The sequence below is a fragment of the Acidovorax soli genome, assembly GCF_900107605.1.
Classification (GTDB): domain Bacteria; phylum Pseudomonadota; class Gammaproteobacteria; order Burkholderiales; family Burkholderiaceae_C; genus Acidovorax; species Acidovorax soli.
This window is the reverse complement of record NZ_FNQJ01000035.1, coordinates 14,862-35,230: the sequence shown is the minus strand read 5'-3', so window position 1 is coordinate 35,230 and position 20,369 is coordinate 14,862. Positions and strand designations below refer to the sequence as shown.

Sequence of the window (20,369 nt, the reverse complement as noted above, 5' to 3'; positions counted from 1 at the left end):
CCAGGGGCTCTACCCGGGCCCAGAATTCATCCGTCACCTCCCACGAATGGGCATGGGCCTTGGCCATCTGTCTTTCCTGTACCGAGTGAAGGTCGTCTCAGGTCTGGAGTTTACTTAATTTACGGATAAATCCTTAACCTCAGGTTAACGATGGATTCACTCTAGCGACGCTCCGAAGACCTGTCCACATCTAAAGTCCTTCTCACTGCTTGGCTTCACCACCTTGTTTTCCACCGCCCGCCATCCCTGCACGGGCGATCCCCCCACGTTTCCACCCAGACATCGCATGAAAACCTACCAAATCGCCACTATCCCCGGAGACGGCATCGGCAAGGAAGTCATTCCCGCTGGCCAGCGCGTGCTGCAGGCCCTGGCGGCCCACCACCCGCACCTGCGCTTTGACTTCGAGAATTTCGGCTGGGGCGGCGACTGGTACCGCGCCCACGGCGTGATGATGCCGGCCGATGGGTTGGACGCCCTGCGCGGCAAGGACGCCATCCTGTTCGGCTCGGCGGGCGACCCCGACATCCCCGACCACATCACCCTGTGGGGCCTGCGCCTGAAGATCTGCCAGGGCTTCGATCAGTACGCCAACGTACGGCCCACGCGCATCCTGCCGGGCATCGATGCCCCCCTGAAGCGCTGCGCACCCAAGGACCTGGACTGGGTCATCGTGCGCGAAAACTCCGAGGGCGAGTACTCCGGCGTGGGCGGCCGCGTGCACCAGGGCCACCCCATCGAGGCGGCCACCGATGTGTCCATCATGACCCGCGTGGGCGTGGAGCGCATCCTGCGCTACGCCTTCCGCCTGGCGCAGTCGCGCCCCCGCAAGCTGCTCACCGTCATCACCAAGAGCAACGCGCAGCGCCATGCGATGGTGATGTGGGACGAGATTGCCGCGCAGGTGTCTGCCGAGTTCCCCGACGTGAAGTGGGACAAGGAACTGGTGGACGCCGCCACGGCCCGCATGGTCAACCGCCCCGCCACGCTCGACACCATCGTCGCCACCAACCTGCACGCCGACATCCTCTCGGACCTGGCCGCCGCGCTGGCCGGCAGCCTGGGCATTGCACCCACCGGCAACATCGACCCCGAGCGCCGCTACCCCAGCATGTTCGAACCCATCCACGGCTCGGCGTTCGACATCATGGGCAAGGGCCTGGCCAACCCCATCGGCACCTTCTGGTCGGTGGTGATGCTGCTGGAGCACCTGGGCGAGGTGGATGCCGCCCGCGCCGTGATGCAGGCCATCGAACAGGTCACCGCCAACCCCGCCCTGCACACCCGCGACCTGGGCGGCACGGCCACCACGGCCCAGGTGACCGACGCCGTGTGTGCACTGATCAGCAGCGCACCCGCGCGCCAAGCCGCCTGATACGGGTTTGCATTCCACCGGATAACTGGACGAGAAGCCGCCGACCGTGCTGTAGCACGGCAAGGCAAACCAACGATGTTATACGGTGGAAGGCCAATCCGCCGGAGCCCGGCAGACAGAACAACAAGGTCGCAAAGACCATCCGCCCCGCCATCCACACCCCGGAGACACACATGAACCACACCGCCCTGCCCCCCAGCGCCATCGCCCAACCCTTGCGCCGCCACCACCTGCTGATACTGGCCGTTGCGGCGGCAGCGGCCTGCCTGCTGCCCGGCACCGCCGCCCACGCCCAGGCCTGGCCCACCAAGCCGGTGACCATCGTGGTGCCGTTTGCAGCCGGCGGCACCACCGATGTACTGGCCCGCGCACTGGGTGAGAAACTGGCCACCGCCCTGGGCCAACCGGTGATCGTGGAAAACCGGGGCGGCGCGGGCGCCACCATTGGTGCCGACTATGTGGCCAAGGCCCCGGCCGACGGCTACACGCTGCTGATGGGTGCGGTGCACCACACCATTGCCACCAGCGTGTACAAGAAGCTCGGCTACGACTTTCAAAAGAGCTTTGCGCCCATCACCACCGTGGCCCTGGTGCCCAATGTGCTGGCGGTGAGCGCCACCACGCCCGCCAAGGATGTGAAGGAACTGGTGGCCCTGGTGAAGGCCACGCCGGACAGGTTTTCGTATGGCTCCAATGGCGCGGGCACCGCGCAGCACCTGATCGGCACGCAGTTCTCCACCGCCATTGGCCACCCGCTGCTGCATGTGCCCTACAAGGGCAGCGGCCCGCTGACCACCGATCTGCTCGGCGGGCAGGTGTCGATGTCGTTCGACACCGTGACGCCCGTGCTGCCGCACATCAAGGCCGGAAAGCTGCGCGCGCTGGCCGTGACCACGGCCAAGCGGTCGTCGTCGCTGCCCGACGTGCCCACGCTGGAGGAAAGCGGCTTTGCGGGCTTTGATATCGGCACCTGGTTTGGTGTGCTGGCCCCCGCACGCACGCCCGCCGACATCGTGGCAAAACTGAACACCGAGATGGTCAAGGTGATCCAGTCGCCCGACTTCAAGAAGCGCATGCAGGACATCGGCGCCGAGCCCATCGGCAACACATCTGCACAAATGGCTGAGCAGATAGCGGCCGACACCGCACGTTTTGCCAAGCTGGTCGCAGAGAACAAAATATCGACCGAGTGATCCCGGGTTGCCCGCTGACCTGCCGCTACAGGAAACCATGCGGGCCCTCTCGAACTCACAAGCCAAGACCCGACAGATGGGGTGAGCCCCCCAGAAAACCCAGGCAGTCCGCTGCGGTTGTCGGGCTCGGGCAGGCCCGCACCTGCCGGCATCACTCCATCAAGGCCACCGATTTCATCTGCACCCACAACGTGCGCCCCGGCGCGACACCCAGCGACGCGGCCGACCGTTTGGTCAGCCGGGCCAGCAGCATGGCGTCACCCACACGCACGCGCACCAGCGCAAGGCCGGGGTGCTGGTCGTCTCCCACCGCGTCAACGCAGCCGGGCAACACGTTCTGGATGCTGCTGCTTCCCGGCTCTTGCGCCAGGCTCACATCCCGCGCCAGCACCCGCACCCGAACGCGGCGGCCCACGGGCAGGCTCTGGTCACGCACCCACAGGCTGCCACCCGAAAAATCCACACGCGCCAGATGCCATAGATGATCGAGCTCGCCCACCGTGGCATCCAGCACCGCGCCAGCGTCTTCCCCCAGCGTGATGGGCAGATCGATGCGGGCCAGCGTTTGCGCCAGCGGCCCGCTGGCCACGACCCGGCCGCCGTCCATCACCACCAGGGTATCGGCCAGCCGCGCCACCTCATGGGGTGAGTGGCTGACATACAGCACGGGGATGTCCAGCTCGTCGCGCAGGCGCTCCAGGAAGGGCAGGATTTCCTGCTTGCGCTGCAGGTCGAGCGCGGCCAGCGGCTCGTCCATCAGCAGCAGGCGCGGGTTGACGGCCAGTGCCCGCGCAATGCCGGCCCGCTGGCGCTCGCCACCAGACAAGGTGTCGGGCTTGCGATCGAGCAGATGGCCAATGCCCAGCAGGGCAACGGCCTGATCGAAGCCCGCGTGCTGCGTGCCCTGGCTGCGCTTCATGCCATAGCGCAGGTTGCCCATCACCGTCAGATGGGCAAACAGGCTGGCCTCCTGGAACACATAGCCAATGGGGCGCTGGTGCGCAGGAAGCCAGCGGCCAGCGTCTTGCCACACGTCACCGCCCACCACCAGGTGCCCTTGCGGGGCGCGCTCCAGCCCTGCGATGCAGCGCAGCACGCTCGTCTTGCCCGAGCCGGACGGGCCGAACAGCGCAGTCACGCCGCGCCCCGGCAAGCCCAGGTCCACGTCAAGGCAAAAGCCCGGCCACTCGCGCCGAAAACGCGCCTGGATGCCCGCCATGTCAGCCACCCCTCTTGGGTTGCGGGCGCCAGGCATACAGGGCCAGCAGCACCACAAACGAGAACACCAGCATCACCGCCGACAGCCGGTGCGCCTGCACATATTCCAGCGCTTCCACATGGTCGTAGATTTGCACCGAGGCCACGCGGGTGACGCCGGGCAGGTTGCCGCCAATCATCAGCACCACCCCGAACTCGCCCACGGTATGGGCGAAAGTCAGCACCGAGGCCGTCAGAAAACCCGGCGCCGCCAACGGCACGGCCACGGTAAAGAAGGCATCGAGCGGTGAGGCGCGCAGCGTGGCGGCCACTTCGAGCGGCCGGTCGCCCACCGCCTCGAAAGCCGTTTGCAGCGGCTGCACCATGAAGGGCAGGGAATAGAACACCGAGGCAATGACCAGGCCGCCAAAAGTGAAAGGCAGTGGACCCAGGTTCAATGCCTGGGTGAGTTGCCCCACCAGGCCGCTGGGCCCCATCGCCAGCAGCAGGTAAAAGCCCAGCACCGAGGGCGGCAACACCAGGGGCAAGGCCACCACGGCTCCAATCGGCCCCTTCCAGCGCGACGGGGTGCGCGCCAGCCACCAGGCAATGGGTGTCCCGAGCAGCAGCAGGATCAGGGTGACCAGGCCCGCCAGGCGCACAGTCAGCCAGAGGGCCTGCAGATCACCGTCCGTCAGCATGGCGTTGCCTCCCACGAATCACATGGCGCCCCGCCGACGCAGCCCAAGCCGTGGCCCATGCCTGCACGCACGCCAGCGCCCTACTTGCTGGCCGCATCGCCGGGGAGGACGAAACCATATCGGGTCATCACGGCACGGGCGGCCTTGCTGCCCATGTAATCGGCGAACTGCTGGGCGAGCGCGTTGTTTTCTGCCCGCCGGGTGATGATGAAACCCTGCTCCAGCGGCGCATGCAGATCGTCCGGAATGAGCCAGTAACCGCCCTTTCTGGCCAGTTCGGGGCTGACCGCCAGGGCCAAGGCGATGACGCCCACCTGCGCATTGCCGGTCTGCACGAACTGCGCGGTGTGGGCGATGTTCTCGCCATAGACCAGTTTGGGTTCGACCTTGCCCCACAGGCCCGAAGCCCGCAGCGCTTCTTCGGCGCGCTTGCCATAGGGCGCATGGCGGGGGTTGGCGATGGCGACGCGGGTGATTCTGGCGTCGGTCAGGCTGGCCAGCGTCATCTGGCGGGCGTCCATGCCGGCACTCCACAGCACGATGCGGCCCAGGGCGTAGGGCTTGACCTCGGAGGCGGCAAATCCGGCCTTGGCCAGCGCGCGCGGAAAGGCAATGTCGGCCGAAAAGTACAGGTCGTAGGGCGCGCCCTGCTGGATCTGGGCGTTGAACTTTCCCGACGAGCCGTAGATGACCTCCACCTGGTCGGCGCTGTGGGCCTGCAGGAAGGTGGTGACGATCTCGTCCATGGCGAACTTCAGATCGGCCGCAGCCGCCACGGTGATTTTCCCGGCATGGGCCGAGGTGGCAAACAGCATGGCGCTGGCAAGCAGCAAAGGGCGAAAAAAATGCATGGCCGCAAGCATACGGCACGCATCCGGCCCCGCCCATCGCCACCCGCCCAAACGGGCCTGTTGATGCGACCAGGTCCGTTTTTAATAAAGTAAGGCTTTAGCGCTTGTACAACAAGCGCCATAAGCTATTAAACATATAGCAATCAGCGATGACTCAGGCGCCTCACGGCCCAGTCGCCCAGGCTCTGAATGGCCTGCACAAAGAAGATCAGCACCACCACCACGGCCAGCATGATGTCGGGCAAAAAGCGCTGGTAGCCATAACGGATGCCCAGGTCGCCCAAGCCGCCGCCGCCAATGGCACCGGCCATGGCCGAGTAGCCGGTCAGGCTCACGAAGCTGATGGTCAGGCCGGCCACGATGCCGGGCAAGGCCTCGGGCAGCAGCACCTTCCAGACGATCTGGCCGGTGGTCGCCCCCATCGACTGGGCGGCCTCGACCAGGCCGTTGTCCACTTCGCGCAGCGCGGTTTCCACCAGGCGGGCAACGAACGGCGCGGCCGCCAGCGTGAGCGGCACCACGGCAGCCGCTGTGCCGATGGACGAGCCCGTGATCAGCCGCGTGAACGGGATGATAGCCACCAGCAGGATGATGAAGGGCGTGGAGCGCACGGCGTTCACGATCCAGCCGACGGTCTTGTTGAGCGGGCTGTTTTCGAGCACACCGCCCCGGTCCGTGAGGCGCAGGAACACTCCCAGCGGAATGCCGATCAGGCCACCCACCACGCCCGAGATGCCCACCATCACGATGGTTTCCCACAGCGAGGTGGCAAACAGCTCCAGCATCATTTCTGAAAAATTCTCGAACATCGCTCAACCTTCCGTTGTCACTTCTTGCACCACCACGCCTTCGCCACGCAGCTGCGCAATGGCGGTCTGCAGCCGGGCGCCGTCGCCGCTGGCATACACGGCCAGCGAGCCGAAGGTCTGGTCCTGGATCTCGTCGATCTGGCCGTGCAGGATGGACAGGTCCAGCCCGTGGTCGCGGATCAGGCGCGACAGAATGGGCTGGTAAGCCCGCTCGCCCGAGTACGACAGTCGCAGCAGCTGGCCCACACCGCCCTGCAGCTGGCCCGACAGATGGCGCACATGGTCGAGCACGCTGGCGGGCAGCTCCTGCGGCACGATCTCATCGATCAGGCTCTTGGTGATGGGTTGCTGCGGGCGCGTGAACACGTCGATCACGGGGCCCTGCTCCACGATGCGCCCGGCGTCGATCACCGCCACACGGTCGGCTACCTGCTTGATGACCTGCATCTGGTGCGTGATCAGCACCACTGTGAGGCCCAGCTCCTTGTTCACCTGGCGCAGCAGCGCCAGGATGGAACGCGTGGTTTCGGGGTCAAGTGCCGACGTGGCCTCGTCGCTCAGCAGCACCTTGGGGCGGCTGGCGAGCGCACGCGCAATGCCCACGCGCTGCTTTTGTCCGCCCGAAATCTGCGCGGGGTAGCGGTCGGCCAGTGCCGACAAGCCCACGAGATCGAGCAGCGGGTTCACCCGCGCACGGATGGCCGCCTTGTCCATGCCCGCCAGTTCCAAGGGCAGCGCCGCGTTGTCGAACACCGTGCGCGACGACAGCAGGTTGAAGTGCTGGAACACCATGCCGATGTCGCGGCGCGCAGCGCGCAGATCGGCGTCATTGAGTTGCGTGAGATCGCGGCCTGCCACGATCACCTCGCCCCGGGTGGGCCGGTTGAGCAGGTTGATCACCCGCACCAGAGAGCTTTTGCCCGCACCGCTGCGGCCGATTATGCCGAACACTTCGCCCGGCGTGATGTGCAGGTCGATGCCACGCAGGGCCTCGACCGGGCCTTGTGGGCCCGGATAAATCTGGGTGATACCCCGTAAGTCGATCATGAAATGACATTGCGCCGCGAGGGCCTGGGGCCACCGCAGCGCAAGAAGTTGGAGGGAGGCTGAACTGTAATCAGAAAATATAAACCATCAAAATATCAAAAAATAAAGTAATAAGACCATCTGGTTATTTGGCCAACGCGGCGCCGTCATCGGCGCACGCCCAGGAAGACCCCGGCGGGGGTGATATCCCTCACACCGGCCGGTGGTGGGCCTGCAGTCCGCGCGCAACCAACGCGCCGAGGGCCAACACCCCCAGCGCGGCACCGGTGAACACCACTGCCAGCCAACCCCGGTCCACGCTGGCCGCCGCCACCACCACGCCCGTGGATTGCCCCAGAAACAGCAGGCAGGCAAACAGCGTGACGGCAGTGCCCCGCGCCTGCGGCGCCATCTGCGTTGCTTGCGTCTGCAAAGTGTTGTGCAGCATGTAAAAGCCCAGCCCCGCCAGGAAGCAACCCAGCACGGCCCAGGCCACCACGGGTGCCCACGCCAGCAACAGCAGGCCGCTGGCAATGAGCGCTGATCCCGCCAGCGCCAGTCCCGTCTCACCCAGCCAGGCCAGCCAGCGCCGCGCAAACACGCTGTACAGCAGGCCACCCACCCCATACAGCACCATCACGCCCCCTGCGGTCGAGGCTGACAAGCCAAAACCTCCCGTCAGGCGGGCGGGCACAAAGGCCAGCGTGCCGAAGGCCAGGGCGCCTTCGATGGCCACCACGGTCAGCACCCAGCGCACGCGCGGCATGCGCAACAGCTGGACCACCCCTGCCAGGTAGGCGGCCAGTGAAAACGCGGGGGCGTCTGCATTCACCGCAGAAGCCGCCCCAAGCCCCGCGCGGGCATGGCGAAACAGCAGCACCGCAGCCACCAGAAATAGCATGGCCAGCACGGCAAACGCGGCGCGCCAGCCCAAGTTCTCGGTGGCAAAGCCCCCAAACCACTGGCCGGCCATCATTCCGGTAACGGTGGCGCCCATGAGCCGCGCCAGGGTTTCCTGCCGCTGCGCATAGGGCACCTGGTCGCCTATCCAGGCCATCGACAGCGGAATGATGCCCGCCGCCGCGGCCCCCATGGCAGCGCGGGAAACCACCAGTACCGCCAGGCTGGGCGCCAGCGCCGTGACGGCACTGAACAGCGCACAGGCCGCCGTGGCGCCCATGATCACCTGCACCTTGCCCAGCCGATCACCCAGCGGGCCATACACCAGTTGCAGGACGCCATAGGCCACGGCGAATGCCGCAATCACGGCAGATGCATCGCCGGTTGTCGCCTGAAACTCGTGCGACAGCGCAATCAGCATGGGGTCACACACACGCATCGATGCCATGCTGGAAAAGGCCGCCAAGCCCATCAGGCGCAGCATCATGGGAGAAGTGGTCATGTCGCGCATTGTCGAGCGACAGGCCGCAAGCTGCTATCGCACCGCCGGATTCCCCGCACCCTGACCTCATCGCCCGTTGCAGGAACTATCAAAACAATAGCTCCCTGCACTTGAGGCATCAGCGCCAATGGCAAAAACAGGCAAAGATCCCTCGCACCCAGCGCAATCATTCGTGTGCAGATACGCGTACTTGAAAAATTGACAGAAAGTAACCGTTGAACCACGGGAATGGTGTGCAATCAGACCGTCAGCGAAATCCCAGGACTAAGGACTTGCCATGCCAGTCGCATATCTCAGACAACTCGCCTTGGCGCTGGAACGCACGAAAAACGCCGTGCGAGTCACCCACACCTACCAGCTCGCCCTGGTCCAGTGGCTGTGGTCCCGTGGCTACATCGAGGCCAAGATTTCTGCGATGGCAGCGTCCTCAAGGGCAGCAGCCGAGGTGCTCGGCATCACGGGACTTGGGCAACAGTTGATCGGCCCCCAGGCATGACAAACCTGCGTTGCAGCGACAGCAAGGGCACCATCGCCATGCCGGTCGCCAGCAAGGCGAGCACTCGCCACGCAACAGGCAGGACGGGCCCGTACTGTTTTTGCACGAGATTGAAGAAAAAAAAGGCCCCTGCATTGCTACAGGGGCCTATTGACTCTGGTGGGACGTGCGGGGGTCGAACCCACGACAAACGGATTAAAAGTCCGCTGCTCTACCAACTGAGCTAACGTCCCAATTGCCGCAATAGTTTTATCGACTGCTGCAAAGCCTTGGATTATAGCGTGATTTTTTTGACCTACCGGGAGATGGTGGCCAGTTTGTCGAGCACCCATCCTGCAGCACATTGGCCAAAGGTTGCCGTCACGGCCACGACAGAGCCATAACCATGGCAATTCAGGGTGCCATCCCCCTCCACCGCACAGGACGCATCGGGCGCGGCCACGGCCTCGCGGCTGAAGACACAGGTGATACCCATCTTGCGTGCTTCACGGGGGGCCTGGTGGTGTTTGCGCAACCGGTAGCGCAATTGCGCCAGCAGCGGGTCGTGGGTTGTGGCACTGAGATCGTCGATATCGATCTTGTGCGCATGCCGCTTGCCTCCGGCGGCACCCACGCTCACAAAAAGCGTTCCTGTATCGCGTGCCCAGGCTGCCATCGCTGTTTTGGCCTTGATCTGGTCGCAGGCGTCAATCACTGCGTCGATCGGCCCTGTCAGCAAGTTCGGCCAGTTCTCCGGCGTGACGAAATCATCGATGCACAGCACCTCGCAATGGGGATTGATGAGCGCAATGCGCTCCTGCATGGCCACCACCTTGGCCTGGCCCACGGTCGTGGTCAGCGCATGAATCTGCCGATTGATGTTGGATTCGGCGACATGGTCGAGGTCAATCAGGGTGATGCGCCCCACACCGCTGCGTGCCAGGGCTTCGGCTGCCCACGAACCAACGCCGCCAATACCTACCACGACTACATGGGACTGCTCGATACGTGCCGCGCCTGCAACGCCGTAGAGGCGCTCAAGCCCGCCAAAACGGCGTTGCCGATCCACATCGGAGCCCGCGTCGCCCGCCACGGAAGCGACGACGGCAGGCACGCTCACTGCCGTCATTTGAGGCGCGACAACCGCTCTTTCGCGGCCACGGCGGCTTCGGATTGGGGATAGGCCCGCAGCAGATCTTCCAGGGTCTTGCGGGCCGCGCGGGTTTCCTTCAATTCGATCTGGCAGTTGGCAATCGACAACGCAGCTTCGGGGGCACGCGCGTGACCAGGCGAGCCGGACATCAACAACCTGAAGTTGCCGATGGCCTCCTTGTACTCACGCGCTGCATACTGCGCATTGCCCAGCCAAAACCGCGCCGAAGGCACGTAGCCGCTGCGCGGGTACTGGCGGACAAAGCCAGCAAAAGCCGTGTTGGCCTCTGCGAATTTGCCCGTACGGAAGATTGCCAGTGCGGCCTCGAAATCACGTTTTTCAGCGGCATCGGCCTGGAACTCCAGTCCATCCACCGTCACTTTCACGGGCTCAAACTGGCGCAAGCGCTCATCAACCCCTTGTGCGATGTCTCTCTGGCGACGCTGCAGCTCCCCGACGTCACGCAACAGTTGCTCGTTTTGTCCACGCAACGTGGCCTGCTCCACGCGCAACGTTTCAATCTGGGTCTGCAGATCCAGCAAGCTGCGCCTCTGCTGGGAGTTGTCATCACCCGATTTGCGAAGATCGTCCGCGGACCGCTGGTTGGCCAGCTGCAGCGCATCCACCCGCTGCCGCAATTCGAGGATGGCACGCCGTGCCTCATCATCCTCAAACAGCGCAGCGTGGCTGGTGGAAACAAAGGCACACGACAGCACCAGCGCCAGCAGCGCCCGTGCCGGCATGGGAAACTTTGCTGCGCGCATCAACGGTAGGACAGTTCGGCGCGGCGATTTTGCGCGTGCACATCTTCACTGTTACCGTGCGCCGCCGGCTTTTCCTTGCCAAAACTCACGGCTTCCACCTGGTTGTCGGAAACGCCCAGCAAACCGAGCGATCGACGCACAGCCTCTGCACGCTTTTGGCCCAGGGCCAGGTTGTACTCGCGGCCGCCGCGTTCGTCGGTGTGGCCTTCCACCATGACCTTGCGGTTGCCACTGGACTTGATGAAACGGGCGTGGGCCTCGATCAGTGACTGGAATTCTGGCTTGATGACATAGCTGTCGTAGTCAAAGTACACCAGACGGCTGACGCCAACCGGGCCAGCCGCGTCGCGTGCGGATTGCCCCAGATTGACACCTGCCACACCGGCCTGTCCGGCATTGGCCCCGCCACTGCCACCGGTGGTGGGGACTGCCGTCTTGTCTTCAACGGGAACGTCGTCGAGCTTGACACCCGAACTGCAACCCGCCATGAGGGCGGCAACGGTAATGGCGAGGGAAATGCGTTTGATCATCCAAAATTCTCCTGCAAGCTTCGTATAAAAATGTGCCAAAAGGTTCACTGCTTCTGAAACGGACCCCAATCGGGTTCGCGAATGTCGCCGCCCTGCCCTGCAAGGCGCGCCTTGATCTTTCCATCCAGGGTGCTGGTCATGAGGGCTTCCCGACCCTGATGCTGCGTTGCATAAACAATCAGGCGGCTGTTCGGGGCAAAGCTGGGGCTTTCATCGGCACTGGTATCGGTAATGGCCGAAACAGCACCCGATGACAGATCCATCACATGCAGCTTGAACGCCCCATTGATCCGGGAGATGTAGGCAAGCCAGCGGCCGTCCGGGCTGATGCTGGGCGAAATGTTGTAGGTGCCTGTAAAGGTCACGCGCTGGGCATTGCCGCCAGTGGTGGGCACTTTGTAGATCTGGGGTGCACCGCCGCGGTCACTCACAAAATAAATGCTGCGGCCGTCGCTGGAAAAAACGGGCTCCGTGTCAATGCCAGCACTTTGCATCAATCGGCGAGGCTCACCACCATTGGCATCAATGGTGTAGAGCTGGGAGGCCCCGTCCCGGCTCAGGGTGACAGCCAGGGTGCGGCCATCCGGTGCCCAGGCAGGCGCGCTGTTGGAGCCGCGGAAATTGGCGATGAGCCGGCGCCGACCCGTGGCCACGTCGTGCACATACACCACGGGTTTGCGCGACTCGAACGACACATAGGCAATCTGCCCGCCATTGGGCGACCATGCCGGAGAAATGATCGGCTCGGGGCTGGACAAGGCGGACTGCGCATTCTCGCCGTCCGCATCGGCCACCCAGAGGCTGTAGCGCGTGCCCGCCTTGGTGACATACACGATGCGCGTCGAGAAAACACCGCGCTCGCCGGTCAGTTTTTCATAGATGAAGTCGGCAATGCGGTGCGCCACCAGGCGCAGATCGCCTTGGCTGACCACAAAACTCTGGCCACCGAGGTCTTGGCCGCGCACCACATCCCACAGGCGAAAGCGCACGTCAAAACGTCCATCTGCAAGCCGTGTCACGCTTCCGGTGGCGAGGGAGTCAGCACTCTTTTGCCGCCACAGGGCCACATCGGGGCGCGAGGTCTCATCCAGCGCAACGCCGGATGCATCCACCGCGCGAAATTGCCCGCTGCGCTCCAGATCGGCCTGCACAATGGCTGCGATCTTCTGCGGGGACTGCGCCTCGCCCCGAAACGGGGCGATGGCCACCGGCAGCTGGGTCAGGCCAACGCCCGTGACCTCGACACGAAATTGCGCCAGTGCGGGCAATGCGGGGGTGGAAATCAACGCGGCCATCAGGCTGCGGCGCAGGGGTTGCGGCAAGGCCGCGGAGAGCATGGAATGAGGTGTGCGATCAGTGGTCATTGGCAGCCAGCGGAAACCGAACGAAAGCCGGTGGACAGGCGCCAATGTTACACACCATCGGCACCCCCCTGTGACAAACTGTGCAATGGGCACGCGGCGAAACGTAGAATCCGCCCCACATGCAAGCCACCGATACGAATGCCCAGGCGGATTCCGCCGCGCTTTCACCCCCACCCAGCCTGCGCGCCCGACTGGCGCGGCTCTCGATCTATTTCGGACACCATCGCCTCGCCTGGATCGTTGCCATTGTGGCCACCCTGGTGGGCGCCGCGACCGAACCGCTCATTCCCGCCTTGCTGCAACCGCTGCTGGACCGTGGCTTCACCCAGGGCACCTTGCAACTGTGGATGGTGCCGCTTGCAATCATGGGTGTTTTTCTGGTGCGGGGGCTGGCACAGTTCGTGGCCCAGTATGCGCTGGCGCGCATTGCCAACGAAGGCATGCTGGCGCTGCGCCAGGCGCTGTTCGATCGCGTACTGGCGGCGGAGATGGCCCTTTTCAGCCGCCAGTCGGCCAGCGCGCTCTCCAACACCGTGGTGTACGAGGTGCAGACAGGTTCCACCCTGCTGGTGCAGGCATTGATGGGCCTGTCGCGCGACGGCTTCACGCTCATCGCCCTGCTGGGTTACCTGCTTTTCCTGAACTGGCAACTCACGCTGATTGTGGCCGTGGTGGTTCCCGGTGTCGCCTGGATCATGAAGACCCTGTCGCGACGCCTGTACAGCCTGACCAAAAGCAGCCAGCAGGCAACGGACGAGCTCGCCTATGTGGTGGAAGAAAACGTCCTGGCGCATCGGATGGTGCGCCTGCACGGAGCGCAAGCGGGTCAGGCAGAGCGCTTTGGCCACCTGAGCCGGAGCCTGCGCCGCCTGGCCATCAAATCGACCATTGCGTCGTCCTCCATGACGCCTCTGACCCAGTTGCTGGCCGCCGCCGCGCTCTCGACGGTGATCTGCATCGCCCTGTGGCAAAGCCGGGGCGCGGCAGACACCCGCGAGGTGACGGTGGGCGGCTTTGTCTCATTCATCACCGCTATGCTGATGCTGATTGCGCCCATCCGCCGGCTGGCCGATGTGGCCAACCCGATCACCCGCGGCCTGGCTGCGCTGGAGCGCGGCCTTGCGCTGCTCAGCGATGCAGTGGCGGAAACCGGCGGCCATTACACCGCCGAGCGCGCAAAAGGCGCCCTGACCCTGCAGGACGTGACCGTGTCTTTTGGCCCAGAGCATGCCCTCGCCCTGGACCGCGTGAACCTGACCGTGCAACCGGGGGAAATCGTGGCCCTGGTCGGCCCCTCGGGTGCCGGCAAGACCACCCTGGTGAACCTTCTGCCCCGATTCGTGAGCCCTTCTGCCGGACAGATACTGCTGGACGGCCACCCCTTGGCCGAATGGCGCCTGAATGCACTGCGTGCGCAATTCGCCATGGTCAGCCAGGATGTGGTGATGTTCAACGACACCATCGCCGCCAACGTGGCCTTGGGCAGCTCGGTGGATGAACAACGGGTGCGCGAATGCCTTGCGGCTGCGAACCTGACAGAGCATGTGGCCGCGCTTCCCCAGGGCATCCACACCATGGTGGGCCACAATGCCACCCAGCTCTCCGGCGGTCAGCGCCAGCGTCTGGCCATTGCGCGGGCCTTGTACAAGGATGCGCCCATCCTCATCCTGGACGAGGCCACCTCCGCGCTGGATACCGAATCAGAGCGGCTGGTGCAGGATGCCCTGCAACGGCTCATGCGCGGGCGCACCACACTGGTCATTGCCCACCGCCTGTCCACCATCGAACATGCCGACCGCGTGGTGGTGATGGAGCGGGGCCGCATCGCAGAGCAAGGCACGCACAGCGCCTTGATGGCCAGCGGCGGGCTCTATTCGCGCCTGCAGAATCGCCCGGCCGCCGGTTAAGCGCCTCGCAATTGGCCACCCGCTACCACTTGCCGCGGTTCGGCTGGCGGCGTCGGATGGCGGCGGCAATGGCATCGGCCGCGTCCCTGCGATCGACCCGCAGGGCAAAGTCAGTGGCAGTCAGCCCCAGCCGGTTCTTCAGTGCAGGGTCGGCGCCCTCATCCAGCAACAGCTGCAGTGCTTCCCTCGTGCCGTATTGCGCGGCCATCATCAGGGGCGTGGAACCATTGGGCGACGCCGCATCGATGTAGGCATGGTGTTCCAGCAGCAAGGCCATGATGGCCGTGTGCTCGGGCGTGGCGCCCGACGCTGCATAGTGCAGGGCCGTCCAGCCCGGCTTGTTCACGTCGGCATCCCGCGCTATCAAGGCCTTGACCGCCTCGATGTTGCCCTTGATGGCTGCCAGCATCAGCGGGCTTTCGTCCTGCGCGTTGCGTGCCTCCACATTCAACTGTCGTGCGCCCATCAGCGCCGCAAAGGCATTGCGGGAGTCCAGCTGCAACGCCATCGACAAACCCACCTGCCCCTTGGGATCGCGCGTGTTCGGGTCAAAGCCCCTGCGCAGCAGCGTTGAAATGGTGGCGCCATCGTCGCGCTGGATGGCCGTGAAGAAATCGTCGTAGGAGCCGGCGTGCGCCATCGCACTCGCGGCCACCAACGCCAGGGCGAGCATGGAACGGCGTTGCAGGCTCATGCCACCACTCCTTTGAACAAGGCCTCGAAATTGCGGCTGGTGGCCTGCGCCACCACGTCCAGCGCGATGCCCCGCGTCTGGGCGATCTGCCGGGCCACCAGGGGCACATACGAGGGGTTGTTGGTCTTGCCCCGGTAAGGCACGGGGGCCAGGTAAGGGCTGTCGGTCTCGATCAGCATGCGATCCAGCGGAACATAGGCCGCCACGTCGCGCAAGTCCTGCGCGCTCTTGAACGTGACGATGCCCGAGAACGAGATGTAGTAGCCCAAATCGAGCGCGGCGCGCGCCACCTGCATCGACTCGGTAAAACAGTGGAACACGCCGCCCGCCAGATTGCCCGCACCGTCTTCACCCTCTTCGCGCAGTATTGCCAGGGTGTCATCGGAGGCGCTGCGGGTGTGGATCACCAGGGGTTTGCCGCAGGCCCGCGCAGCGCGGATATGGGTGCGAAAGCGCTCGCGCTGCCATTCCAGATCGGCGATGCTGCGCCCGCCCTTGCGGTCTTCCATGCCGTAATAGTCCAGGCCCGTCTCGCCAATCGCCACCACGCGGGGCAGTGCCGCGCGGTCCAGCAGGTCTTGCACCGAGGGCTCGGTCACGCCCTCATTGTCGGGGTGCACGCCCACGGTGCTCCAGAAATTGTCATGGGCCAGCGCCAGCGCATGCACACCATCGAACTCTTCCATGGTGGTGCAGATGCACAAGGCCCGATCCACCTGGGCGTCGGCCATGGCCTGGCGAATGGCGGGCAACTGGCTGAGCAGTTCCGTAAAAGTGAGGTGACAGTGCGAATCGGTAAACATGCGGTCTTGAAACAACAAAGCCGACCAGCCAGCGCGGGTCGGCACAGGACCACCAACGCAATCAGATGGTCTGCGTGGGGCGCTCAGAACCCAGGGCAGTGCCCAGCAGTTCCTCGATCTTGGCCTTGAGCTGGCGCGATTTCTCGTCCTTGGGGAACTGGATGCCAATCCCCTGTGTGCGGTTGCCCGCTGCGCGCGGTGGGGTGACCCACGCCACGCGGCCGGCCACGGGATAGCGCTGGGTATCTTCAGGCAGCGTCAGCAGTACGTAGACATCGTCACCCAGCTTGTAGTTGCGCGGTGTGGGAACAAAAATGCCCCCTTCCACAAAAAAGGGAATATAGGCCGCGTACAAGGCCGCCTTTTCCTTGATGGCCAGCTGCATGACACTGGGACGGGGCGCGGTGGAAGGACTGGTCATGGTGATGGGTGCGACTTCAGTGCCTTGAGTGTAGGATGTTTCGCGCCTGCGCCACAAGCGCCTCCAGCATGAGGCCGGCGTTGAACGGATGGTCCGCCGTGCGCGCTTCCTTGGCAAGTGCGCGGGACCAGCGCGTGAGGGCTCCCAGCGGGGGCGGCTTGGGCAGATCGCCCGGCGCGAAATAGCGCGGTGCCGCACCCATGCTGGCGGCCAGCAGGTCGTGGCACAGTTTCTGAAGGGCGTCGATTGCCTGGGCAGGTGCCCAGTCGCCCAGCGCCGCCACATCCCCCCGCGCAATGCCCTGGGGCAGCGCCGCCCAGGCCTGCGGGCTGCGGCCGGAGCGGGCCAGAGCCAGGGTGTCATCCGGGCGGCCACCGGCCGCACGCAAATGCGCGGCTGCAGCCGCTGGCTCCACCCCCTGCCCGGCAAGCCACTGCAGCATGTCGGCCTCGGCAGGCCAGACCATGGTGTGCCCCAGGCAGCGGCTGCGGATGGTGGGGAGCAACTGGTGCGCGGCTTCGCTGGCCAGCACAAAGCGCACGTCGCCGGGCGGCTCTTCCAGCGTCTTGAGCAGCGCGTTGGCCGTGATGTGGTTCATCTGCTCGGCCGGATACACCAGCACCGCCTTGCCGCGCCCGCGGGCCGAGGTGCGCTGCGCAAACTCCACCGCATCGCGCATGGCCTCGACGCGGATCTCGCGGCTGGGCTTGCGCTTTTTGTCGTCGATGTCGGCCTGGGCTTTTTCCGACAGGGGCCAGCCCAGCGCCATCATCTGCACCTCGGGCATCAGCACGCACAGGTCGGCATGGGTGCGCACGTCGATGGCGTGGCAGCTGCCGCAGTTTCCGCAGGCCCCCTGGGCAGTCGGCGCATCGCACAGCCATGCGCGAACCAATTCCATCCCGAGGGTGTACTGCCCCAGGCCCGATGGCCCCTGCAGCAGCCACGCATGGCCGCGCTGGGCCAGCAGGCTGGTGCGCTGCACGGCAATCCAGGGTGCCAGCGCCACGGTGGCTTCGCTCATTGCGGCCCTCCCTGCGTGGCCACCATGATCGCCAGCCAGCCCTTGCGCACGAACACGCTGGTGAGCTGCTGCCACACGCGGTGGCGCTCCTGTGCCGCATCCAGGCGCGCAAAGCGCTGGGGCGCGGCGGCAGCGCGGTCGGCATAGCCCTGGGCCACGCGGCGGAAGAACTCCACGGGCTGGGCCTCGAAACGGTCGGGCACACGCGCACCGGCCAGCCGCTCGGCCGCCACCTCGGGGGCCAGGTCGAACCACACCGTCAGATCGGGTTCTCGCATCCAATCGGCGTCTGGTGCAAGCCCCGTCTGGGCAAGGCGCTCCAATGTGGCTAGCACCCCGAGATCAAAGCCGCGCCCCGCGCCCTGGTAGGCAAAGGTGGCATCGGTGAACCGGTCGCACAGCACCACCTCGCCCCGCGCCAGCGCGGGCTCGATGACGTTGCGCAGGTGATCGCGCCGGGCGGCAAAGATCAGCAGGGACTCGGTGAGCGCGTCCATGGGGTCGTTCAGCACCATCTCGCGCAGCTTTTCGGCCAGCGGGGTGCCGCCTGGCTCGCGGCTCACGGTGACCGTGCGGCCCTGGGAGCGGAACGCGGCGGCCAGGCCCTCGATGTGCGAGGACTTGCCTGCGCCGTCAATGCCTTCAAACGTGATGAACAGACCGGGTCGTGACATGGAAACCTTGGTTGAATCGGGGCGGACTGGCGGGCAAAAACAGCAGTGCAGCGGCCGCTCACTGCCCCCGCTGGTAGCGGTTGACGGCGCGGTTGTGCTCTTCCAGCGAAGCGCTGAAATGGCTGCTGCCATCGCCCTTGGCCACAAAGTACAGGGCGCGCGTGGCGTCGGGCTGCACGGCGGCCAGCAGCGCGGCCTTGCCCGGCATGGCGATCGGCGTGGGCGGCAGGCCCGCACGGGTGTAGGTGTTCCAGGGCGTGTCGGCCTGCAGGTCCCGCTTGCGCAGGTTGCCGTCAAACTTCTCGCCCAGCCCGTAGATCACGGTGGGGTCGGTCTGCAGCAGCATGCCTGCCCGCAGGCGGTTGGCGAACACGCCGGCGATCTGGCCCCGGTCGCGGGCCTGGCCGGTTTCCTTTTCCACGATGCTGGCCAGGATCAGCGCCTGGTCGGCCGACTGCAGGGGCGTATCGGCCGCGCGCTGCGCCCAGGCGGCTTCGAGGCGGCGGTCCATGGCGTGCAGCGCCCGGCGCAGCAGGGCGAGGTCGCTCGAGCCCTTGGCATAGGTGTAGGTATCGGGAAAGAACCGCCCCTCGGGATGCACGCCCGGGCGGCCCAGCTGCGCCATCAGCGCCTCGTCGGTCAGGGTGGCGGAGTCGGGCCTGAGCTGGTCTTCCCGGGCCAGTGCCTGGCGCACCTGGCGCCAGTTCCAGCCCTCCACCAGCGTGAGTGCGCGCAGTGCCTCTTCGCCGCGGGCCAGTTTTTGCAGGAGGCCGATGGGGGTGGTGCCCGGCGGAATTTCGTAGTTGCCGGCCTTGATGGCGCGGTCCTGCCCCGACACGCGGAACCAGGCGTACAGCAGGCGGGCATCCACGCGCGCCCCGGTGGCCACCACATCGCGGGCCACGCCCCTCGGTGTAGTGCCAGGCTCGATGGCCAGCTCCAGCGTCTCGCCGGCTGCAACGATGGGCTGGTTCAGCCACCAGTAGGCGGCACCACCCGATACGATCAGAACCAACGCGATCAAAACCAGTAAACGTCGCACAACCCTGCTGCCTGTATGTATGGGAGCGGGCATCATAATTCAGCGATGACCTACTCGTTGAACGGCATTGCCCCCCTGTCCCACCTCGGCGTGATTCGCGTGGAAGGCGAAGACGCTGCCAAATTTCTCCACGGCCAGCTCACCCAGGATTTCGCCCTGCTCGGCATGGACCGGGCCCGCCTGGCCGCCTTTTTGTCGGCCAAGGGCCGGATGCAGGCCAGCTTCATCGGCTTCAAGCGCAGCGCCACCGAGGTGCTGCTGGTCTGTAGCCGCGACCTGCTGCCCGCCACGCTCAAGCGCCTGTCGATGTTCGTGCTGCGCGCCAAAGCCAAATTGACCGATGCCACCGCCGACTTCGCGCTGTATGGCGTGGCCGGGGAATCTATCCATTCAGTAGCTTTTGGTGCGCAACCTGCCTGGTTCAAAACCGACATTGGCTCTGCAACCGTGGTGCACCTGTACCCCGCAGACGGCGCCCCCCGTGCATTGTGGGTGGCACCGGCCTCCGATGCAGCCCCCGCAGGCCCTGCCCTCGACCCCGCGCTATGGTTGTGGAGCGAGGTGCGCAGCGGCGTGGCCACACTGACCACACCGGTGGTGGAAACCTTTGTGCCCCAGATGCTCAACTACGAATCGGTGGGCGGCGTGAACTTCAAGAAGGGCTGCTACCCCGGGCAGGAGGTGGTGGCACGCAGCCAGTTCCGGGGCACGCTCAAGCGGCGCGCCTATGTGGCGCATGCGGCGGCCGAAGTGGCAGTGGGGGCCGAAGTGTTCAGCACGGCAGACCTGGAGCAGCCCTGCGGCACCGTGGTGCAGGTGGCGCCGGCCCCCGGTGGTGGCTTCGATGCCATCGTGTCACTGCAGATCACGGCCGCGCAAGAGGGCGGCCTGCAGGTGGGCGCGGCGGGCGGCGTGGCGCTGTCGCTGCAGCCCCTGCCCTACGCGTTGCTTGAAGATATTTGAA

Annotated in this window: 21 protein-coding genes and 1 tRNA gene; 5 read left to right on the top strand and 17 right to left on the bottom strand. The window is 65.3% G+C overall.

Annotation, left to right across the window (positions count from 1 at the left end):
• Positions 1-286: 286 nt before the first annotated feature.
• Together BLW02_RS16845 and BLW02_RS16835 are read left to right on the top strand one after the other, a co-directional pair.
• On the top strand, positions 287-1,375 hold the full coding sequence (locus BLW02_RS16845) for a tartrate dehydrogenase (RefSeq protein WP_092700588.1): 1,089 nt from the start codon (positions 287-289) through the stop codon (positions 1,373-1,375).
• Positions 1,376-1,548: 173 nt separating this feature from the next.
• Positions 1,549-2,568 carry a Bug family tripartite tricarboxylate transporter substrate binding protein gene (locus BLW02_RS16835; protein WP_092700582.1) on the top strand — a complete coding sequence of 340 codons (1,020 nt, stop codon included), beginning with the start codon at positions 1,549-1,551 and terminating at the stop codon, positions 2,566-2,568.
• Positions 2,569-2,719: 151 nt separating this feature from the next.
• Here BLW02_RS16835 and modC read toward each other — a convergent pair whose 3' ends face one another.
• The 6 genes from modC to BLW02_RS16805 all read right to left on the bottom strand — a co-directional run bounded on the left by modC (position 2,720) and on the right by BLW02_RS16805 (position 8,554).
• Positions 2,720-3,787 (bottom strand): molybdenum ABC transporter ATP-binding protein, encoded by a 1,068-nt coding sequence (modC, locus tag BLW02_RS16830; protein WP_092700579.1) that lies wholly within the window; start codon positions 3,785-3,787, stop codon positions 2,720-2,722.
• A gap of 1 nt (position 3,788) precedes the next feature.
• Positions 3,789-4,466, bottom strand: a complete 678-nt coding sequence (gene modB / locus BLW02_RS16825; RefSeq protein WP_092700576.1) for a molybdate ABC transporter permease subunit — start codon at positions 4,464-4,466, stop codon at positions 3,789-3,791.
• 80 nt (positions 4,467-4,546) lie between these two features.
• A complete protein-coding gene (modA, locus tag BLW02_RS16820; protein ID WP_092700598.1) occupies positions 4,547-5,317 on the bottom strand; it encodes a molybdate ABC transporter substrate-binding protein in 771 nt (256 codons plus the stop codon).
• Between the two features lie 143 nt (positions 5,318-5,460).
• Positions 5,461-6,126, bottom strand: a complete 666-nt coding sequence (locus tag BLW02_RS16815) for a methionine ABC transporter permease (RefSeq protein ID WP_092700573.1) — start codon at positions 6,124-6,126, stop codon at positions 5,461-5,463.
• A 3-nt stretch (positions 6,127-6,129) separates the two neighbouring features.
• A complete protein-coding gene (locus BLW02_RS16810; protein ID WP_092700570.1) occupies positions 6,130-7,173 on the bottom strand; it encodes a methionine ABC transporter ATP-binding protein in 1,044 nt (347 codons plus the stop codon).
• Positions 7,174-7,363: 190 nt separating this feature from the next.
• On the bottom strand, positions 7,364-8,554 hold the full coding sequence (locus BLW02_RS16805) for an MFS transporter (RefSeq protein WP_244273737.1): 1,191 nt from the start codon (positions 8,552-8,554) through the stop codon (positions 7,364-7,366).
• 277 nt (positions 8,555-8,831) lie between these two features.
• Between BLW02_RS16805 and BLW02_RS16800 the strand changes: the two genes are divergently transcribed.
• Positions 8,832-9,050 carry a hypothetical protein gene (locus BLW02_RS16800; protein WP_092700567.1) on the top strand — a complete coding sequence of 73 codons (219 nt, stop codon included), beginning with the start codon at positions 8,832-8,834 and terminating at the stop codon, positions 9,048-9,050.
• Positions 9,051-9,207: 157 nt separating this feature from the next.
• On the opposite strand, the gene BLW02_RS16795 is transcribed toward BLW02_RS16800, so the two are convergent.
• From BLW02_RS16795 to tolB, 5 genes are all read right to left on the bottom strand, one after another.
• A tRNA-Lys gene (locus BLW02_RS16795) sits at positions 9,208-9,283 on the bottom strand.
• A gap of 62 nt (positions 9,284-9,345) precedes the next feature.
• Complete coding sequence (locus tag BLW02_RS16790) at positions 9,346-10,158, bottom strand: tRNA threonylcarbamoyladenosine dehydratase (protein WP_092700564.1); 813 nt, start codon at positions 10,156-10,158, stop codon at positions 9,346-9,348.
• Entirely contained in the window at positions 10,155-10,925 is a 771-nt protein-coding gene (gene ybgF, locus BLW02_RS16785; protein ID WP_208859752.1) for a tol-pal system protein YbgF, read from the bottom strand. The genes BLW02_RS16790 and ybgF overlap by 4 nt, the downstream gene beginning before the upstream one ends.
• Positions 10,926-10,945: 20 nt before the next feature.
• A complete protein-coding gene (gene pal, locus BLW02_RS16780; protein ID WP_026435210.1) occupies positions 10,946-11,476 on the bottom strand; it encodes a peptidoglycan-associated lipoprotein Pal in 531 nt (176 codons plus the stop codon).
• Between the two features lie 44 nt (positions 11,477-11,520).
• Complete coding sequence (tolB, locus tag BLW02_RS16775; protein WP_092700558.1) at positions 11,521-12,840, bottom strand: Tol-Pal system beta propeller repeat protein TolB; 1,320 nt, start codon at positions 12,838-12,840, stop codon at positions 11,521-11,523.
• Between the two features lie 119 nt (positions 12,841-12,959).
• Between tolB and msbA the strand changes: the two genes are divergently transcribed.
• Complete coding sequence (msbA, locus tag BLW02_RS16770; protein ID WP_092700555.1) at positions 12,960-14,747, top strand: lipid A export permease/ATP-binding protein MsbA; 1,788 nt, start codon at positions 12,960-12,962, stop codon at positions 14,745-14,747.
• 22 nt (positions 14,748-14,769) lie between these two features.
• Here the strand turns inward: msbA and BLW02_RS16765 are convergent, their stop codons facing one another.
• From BLW02_RS16765 to mltG, 6 genes are all read right to left on the bottom strand, one after another.
• A complete protein-coding gene (locus tag BLW02_RS16765) occupies positions 14,770-15,441 on the bottom strand; it encodes an ankyrin repeat domain-containing protein (RefSeq protein WP_092700553.1) in 672 nt (223 codons plus the stop codon).
• Entirely contained in the window at positions 15,438-16,244 is an 807-nt protein-coding gene (locus BLW02_RS16760; RefSeq protein ID WP_092700550.1) for a TatD family hydrolase, read from the bottom strand. Before BLW02_RS16760 ends, BLW02_RS16765 begins: the two co-directional genes overlap by 4 nt.
• A gap of 61 nt (positions 16,245-16,305) precedes the next feature.
• Positions 16,306-16,665, bottom strand: a complete 360-nt coding sequence (locus BLW02_RS16755; RefSeq protein WP_092700547.1) for a PilZ domain-containing protein — start codon at positions 16,663-16,665, stop codon at positions 16,306-16,308.
• A 16-nt stretch (positions 16,666-16,681) separates the two neighbouring features.
• Entirely contained in the window at positions 16,682-17,689 is a 1,008-nt protein-coding gene (locus tag BLW02_RS16750; RefSeq protein WP_092700544.1) for a DNA polymerase III subunit delta', read from the bottom strand.
• A complete protein-coding gene (gene tmk, locus BLW02_RS16745) occupies positions 17,686-18,363 on the bottom strand; it encodes a dTMP kinase (protein ID WP_092700541.1) in 678 nt (225 codons plus the stop codon). The genes BLW02_RS16750 and tmk overlap by 4 nt, the downstream gene beginning before the upstream one ends.
• Positions 18,364-18,421: 58 nt before the next feature.
• The gene (gene mltG, locus BLW02_RS16740) at positions 18,422-19,405 is read right to left on the bottom strand and encodes an endolytic transglycosylase MltG (RefSeq protein WP_425285673.1); all 984 of its coding nucleotides are present in this window, start codon (positions 19,403-19,405) and stop codon (positions 18,422-18,424) included.
• Between the two features lie 45 nt (positions 19,406-19,450).
• On the opposite strand from mltG, the gene ygfZ reads away from it, so the two are divergent.
• A complete protein-coding gene (gene ygfZ, locus BLW02_RS16735) occupies positions 19,451-20,368 on the top strand; it encodes a CAF17-like 4Fe-4S cluster assembly/insertion protein YgfZ (protein ID WP_092700535.1) in 918 nt (305 codons plus the stop codon).
• The last annotated feature ends 1 nt before the right edge of the window (position 20,369 follow it).

What these genes read in the sequence shown, in the direction of transcription:
- BLW02_RS16845 (WP_092700588.1), top strand. Translation starts at nt 287, where the DNA reads ATGAAAACCTACCAAATCGCCACTATCCCCGGAGACGGCATCGGCAAG.
- BLW02_RS16835 (WP_092700582.1), top strand. Translation starts at nt 1,549, where the DNA reads ATGAACCACACCGCCCTGCCCCCCAGCGCCATCGCCCAACCCTTGCGC.
- modC (WP_092700579.1), bottom strand. Translation starts at nt 3,787, where the DNA reads ATGGCGGGCATCCAGGCGCGTTTTCGGCGCGAGTGGCCGGGCTTTTGC.
- modB (WP_092700576.1), bottom strand. Translation starts at nt 4,466, where the DNA reads ATGCTGACGGACGGTGATCTGCAGGCCCTCTGGCTGACTGTGCGCCTG.
- modA (WP_092700598.1), bottom strand. Translation starts at nt 5,317, where the DNA reads ATGCATTTTTTTCGCCCTTTGCTGCTTGCCAGCGCCATGCTGTTTGCC.
- BLW02_RS16815 (WP_092700573.1), bottom strand. Translation starts at nt 6,126, where the DNA reads ATGTTCGAGAATTTTTCAGAAATGATGCTGGAGCTGTTTGCCACCTCG.
- BLW02_RS16810 (WP_092700570.1), bottom strand. Translation starts at nt 7,173, where the DNA reads ATGATCGACTTACGGGGTATCACCCAGATTTATCCGGGCCCACAAGGC.
- BLW02_RS16805 (WP_244273737.1), bottom strand. Translation starts at nt 8,554, where the DNA reads ATGACCACTTCTCCCATGATGCTGCGCCTGATGGGCTTGGCGGCCTTT.
- BLW02_RS16800 (WP_092700567.1), top strand. Translation starts at nt 8,832, where the DNA reads ATGCCAGTCGCATATCTCAGACAACTCGCCTTGGCGCTGGAACGCACG.
- BLW02_RS16790 (WP_092700564.1), bottom strand. Translation starts at nt 10,158, where the DNA reads ATGACGGCAGTGAGCGTGCCTGCCGTCGTCGCTTCCGTGGCGGGCGAC.
- ybgF (WP_208859752.1), bottom strand. Translation starts at nt 10,925, where the DNA reads ATGCCGGCACGGGCGCTGCTGGCGCTGGTGCTGTCGTGTGCCTTTGTT.
- pal (WP_026435210.1), bottom strand. Translation starts at nt 11,476, where the DNA reads ATGATCAAACGCATTTCCCTCGCCATTACCGTTGCCGCCCTCATGGCG.
- tolB (WP_092700558.1), bottom strand. Translation starts at nt 12,840, where the DNA reads ATGACCACTGATCGCACACCTCATTCCATGCTCTCCGCGGCCTTGCCG.
- msbA (WP_092700555.1), top strand. Translation starts at nt 12,960, where the DNA reads ATGCAAGCCACCGATACGAATGCCCAGGCGGATTCCGCCGCGCTTTCA.
- BLW02_RS16765 (WP_092700553.1), bottom strand. Translation starts at nt 15,441, where the DNA reads ATGAGCCTGCAACGCCGTTCCATGCTCGCCCTGGCGTTGGTGGCCGCG.
- BLW02_RS16760 (WP_092700550.1), bottom strand. Translation starts at nt 16,244, where the DNA reads ATGTTTACCGATTCGCACTGTCACCTCACTTTTACGGAACTGCTCAGC.
- BLW02_RS16755 (WP_092700547.1), bottom strand. Translation starts at nt 16,665, where the DNA reads ATGACCAGTCCTTCCACCGCGCCCCGTCCCAGTGTCATGCAGCTGGCC.
- BLW02_RS16750 (WP_092700544.1), bottom strand. Translation starts at nt 17,689, where the DNA reads ATGAGCGAAGCCACCGTGGCGCTGGCACCCTGGATTGCCGTGCAGCGC.
- tmk (WP_092700541.1), bottom strand. Translation starts at nt 18,363, where the DNA reads ATGTCACGACCCGGTCTGTTCATCACGTTTGAAGGCATTGACGGCGCA.
- ygfZ (WP_092700535.1), top strand. Translation starts at nt 19,451, where the DNA reads ATGACCTACTCGTTGAACGGCATTGCCCCCCTGTCCCACCTCGGCGTG.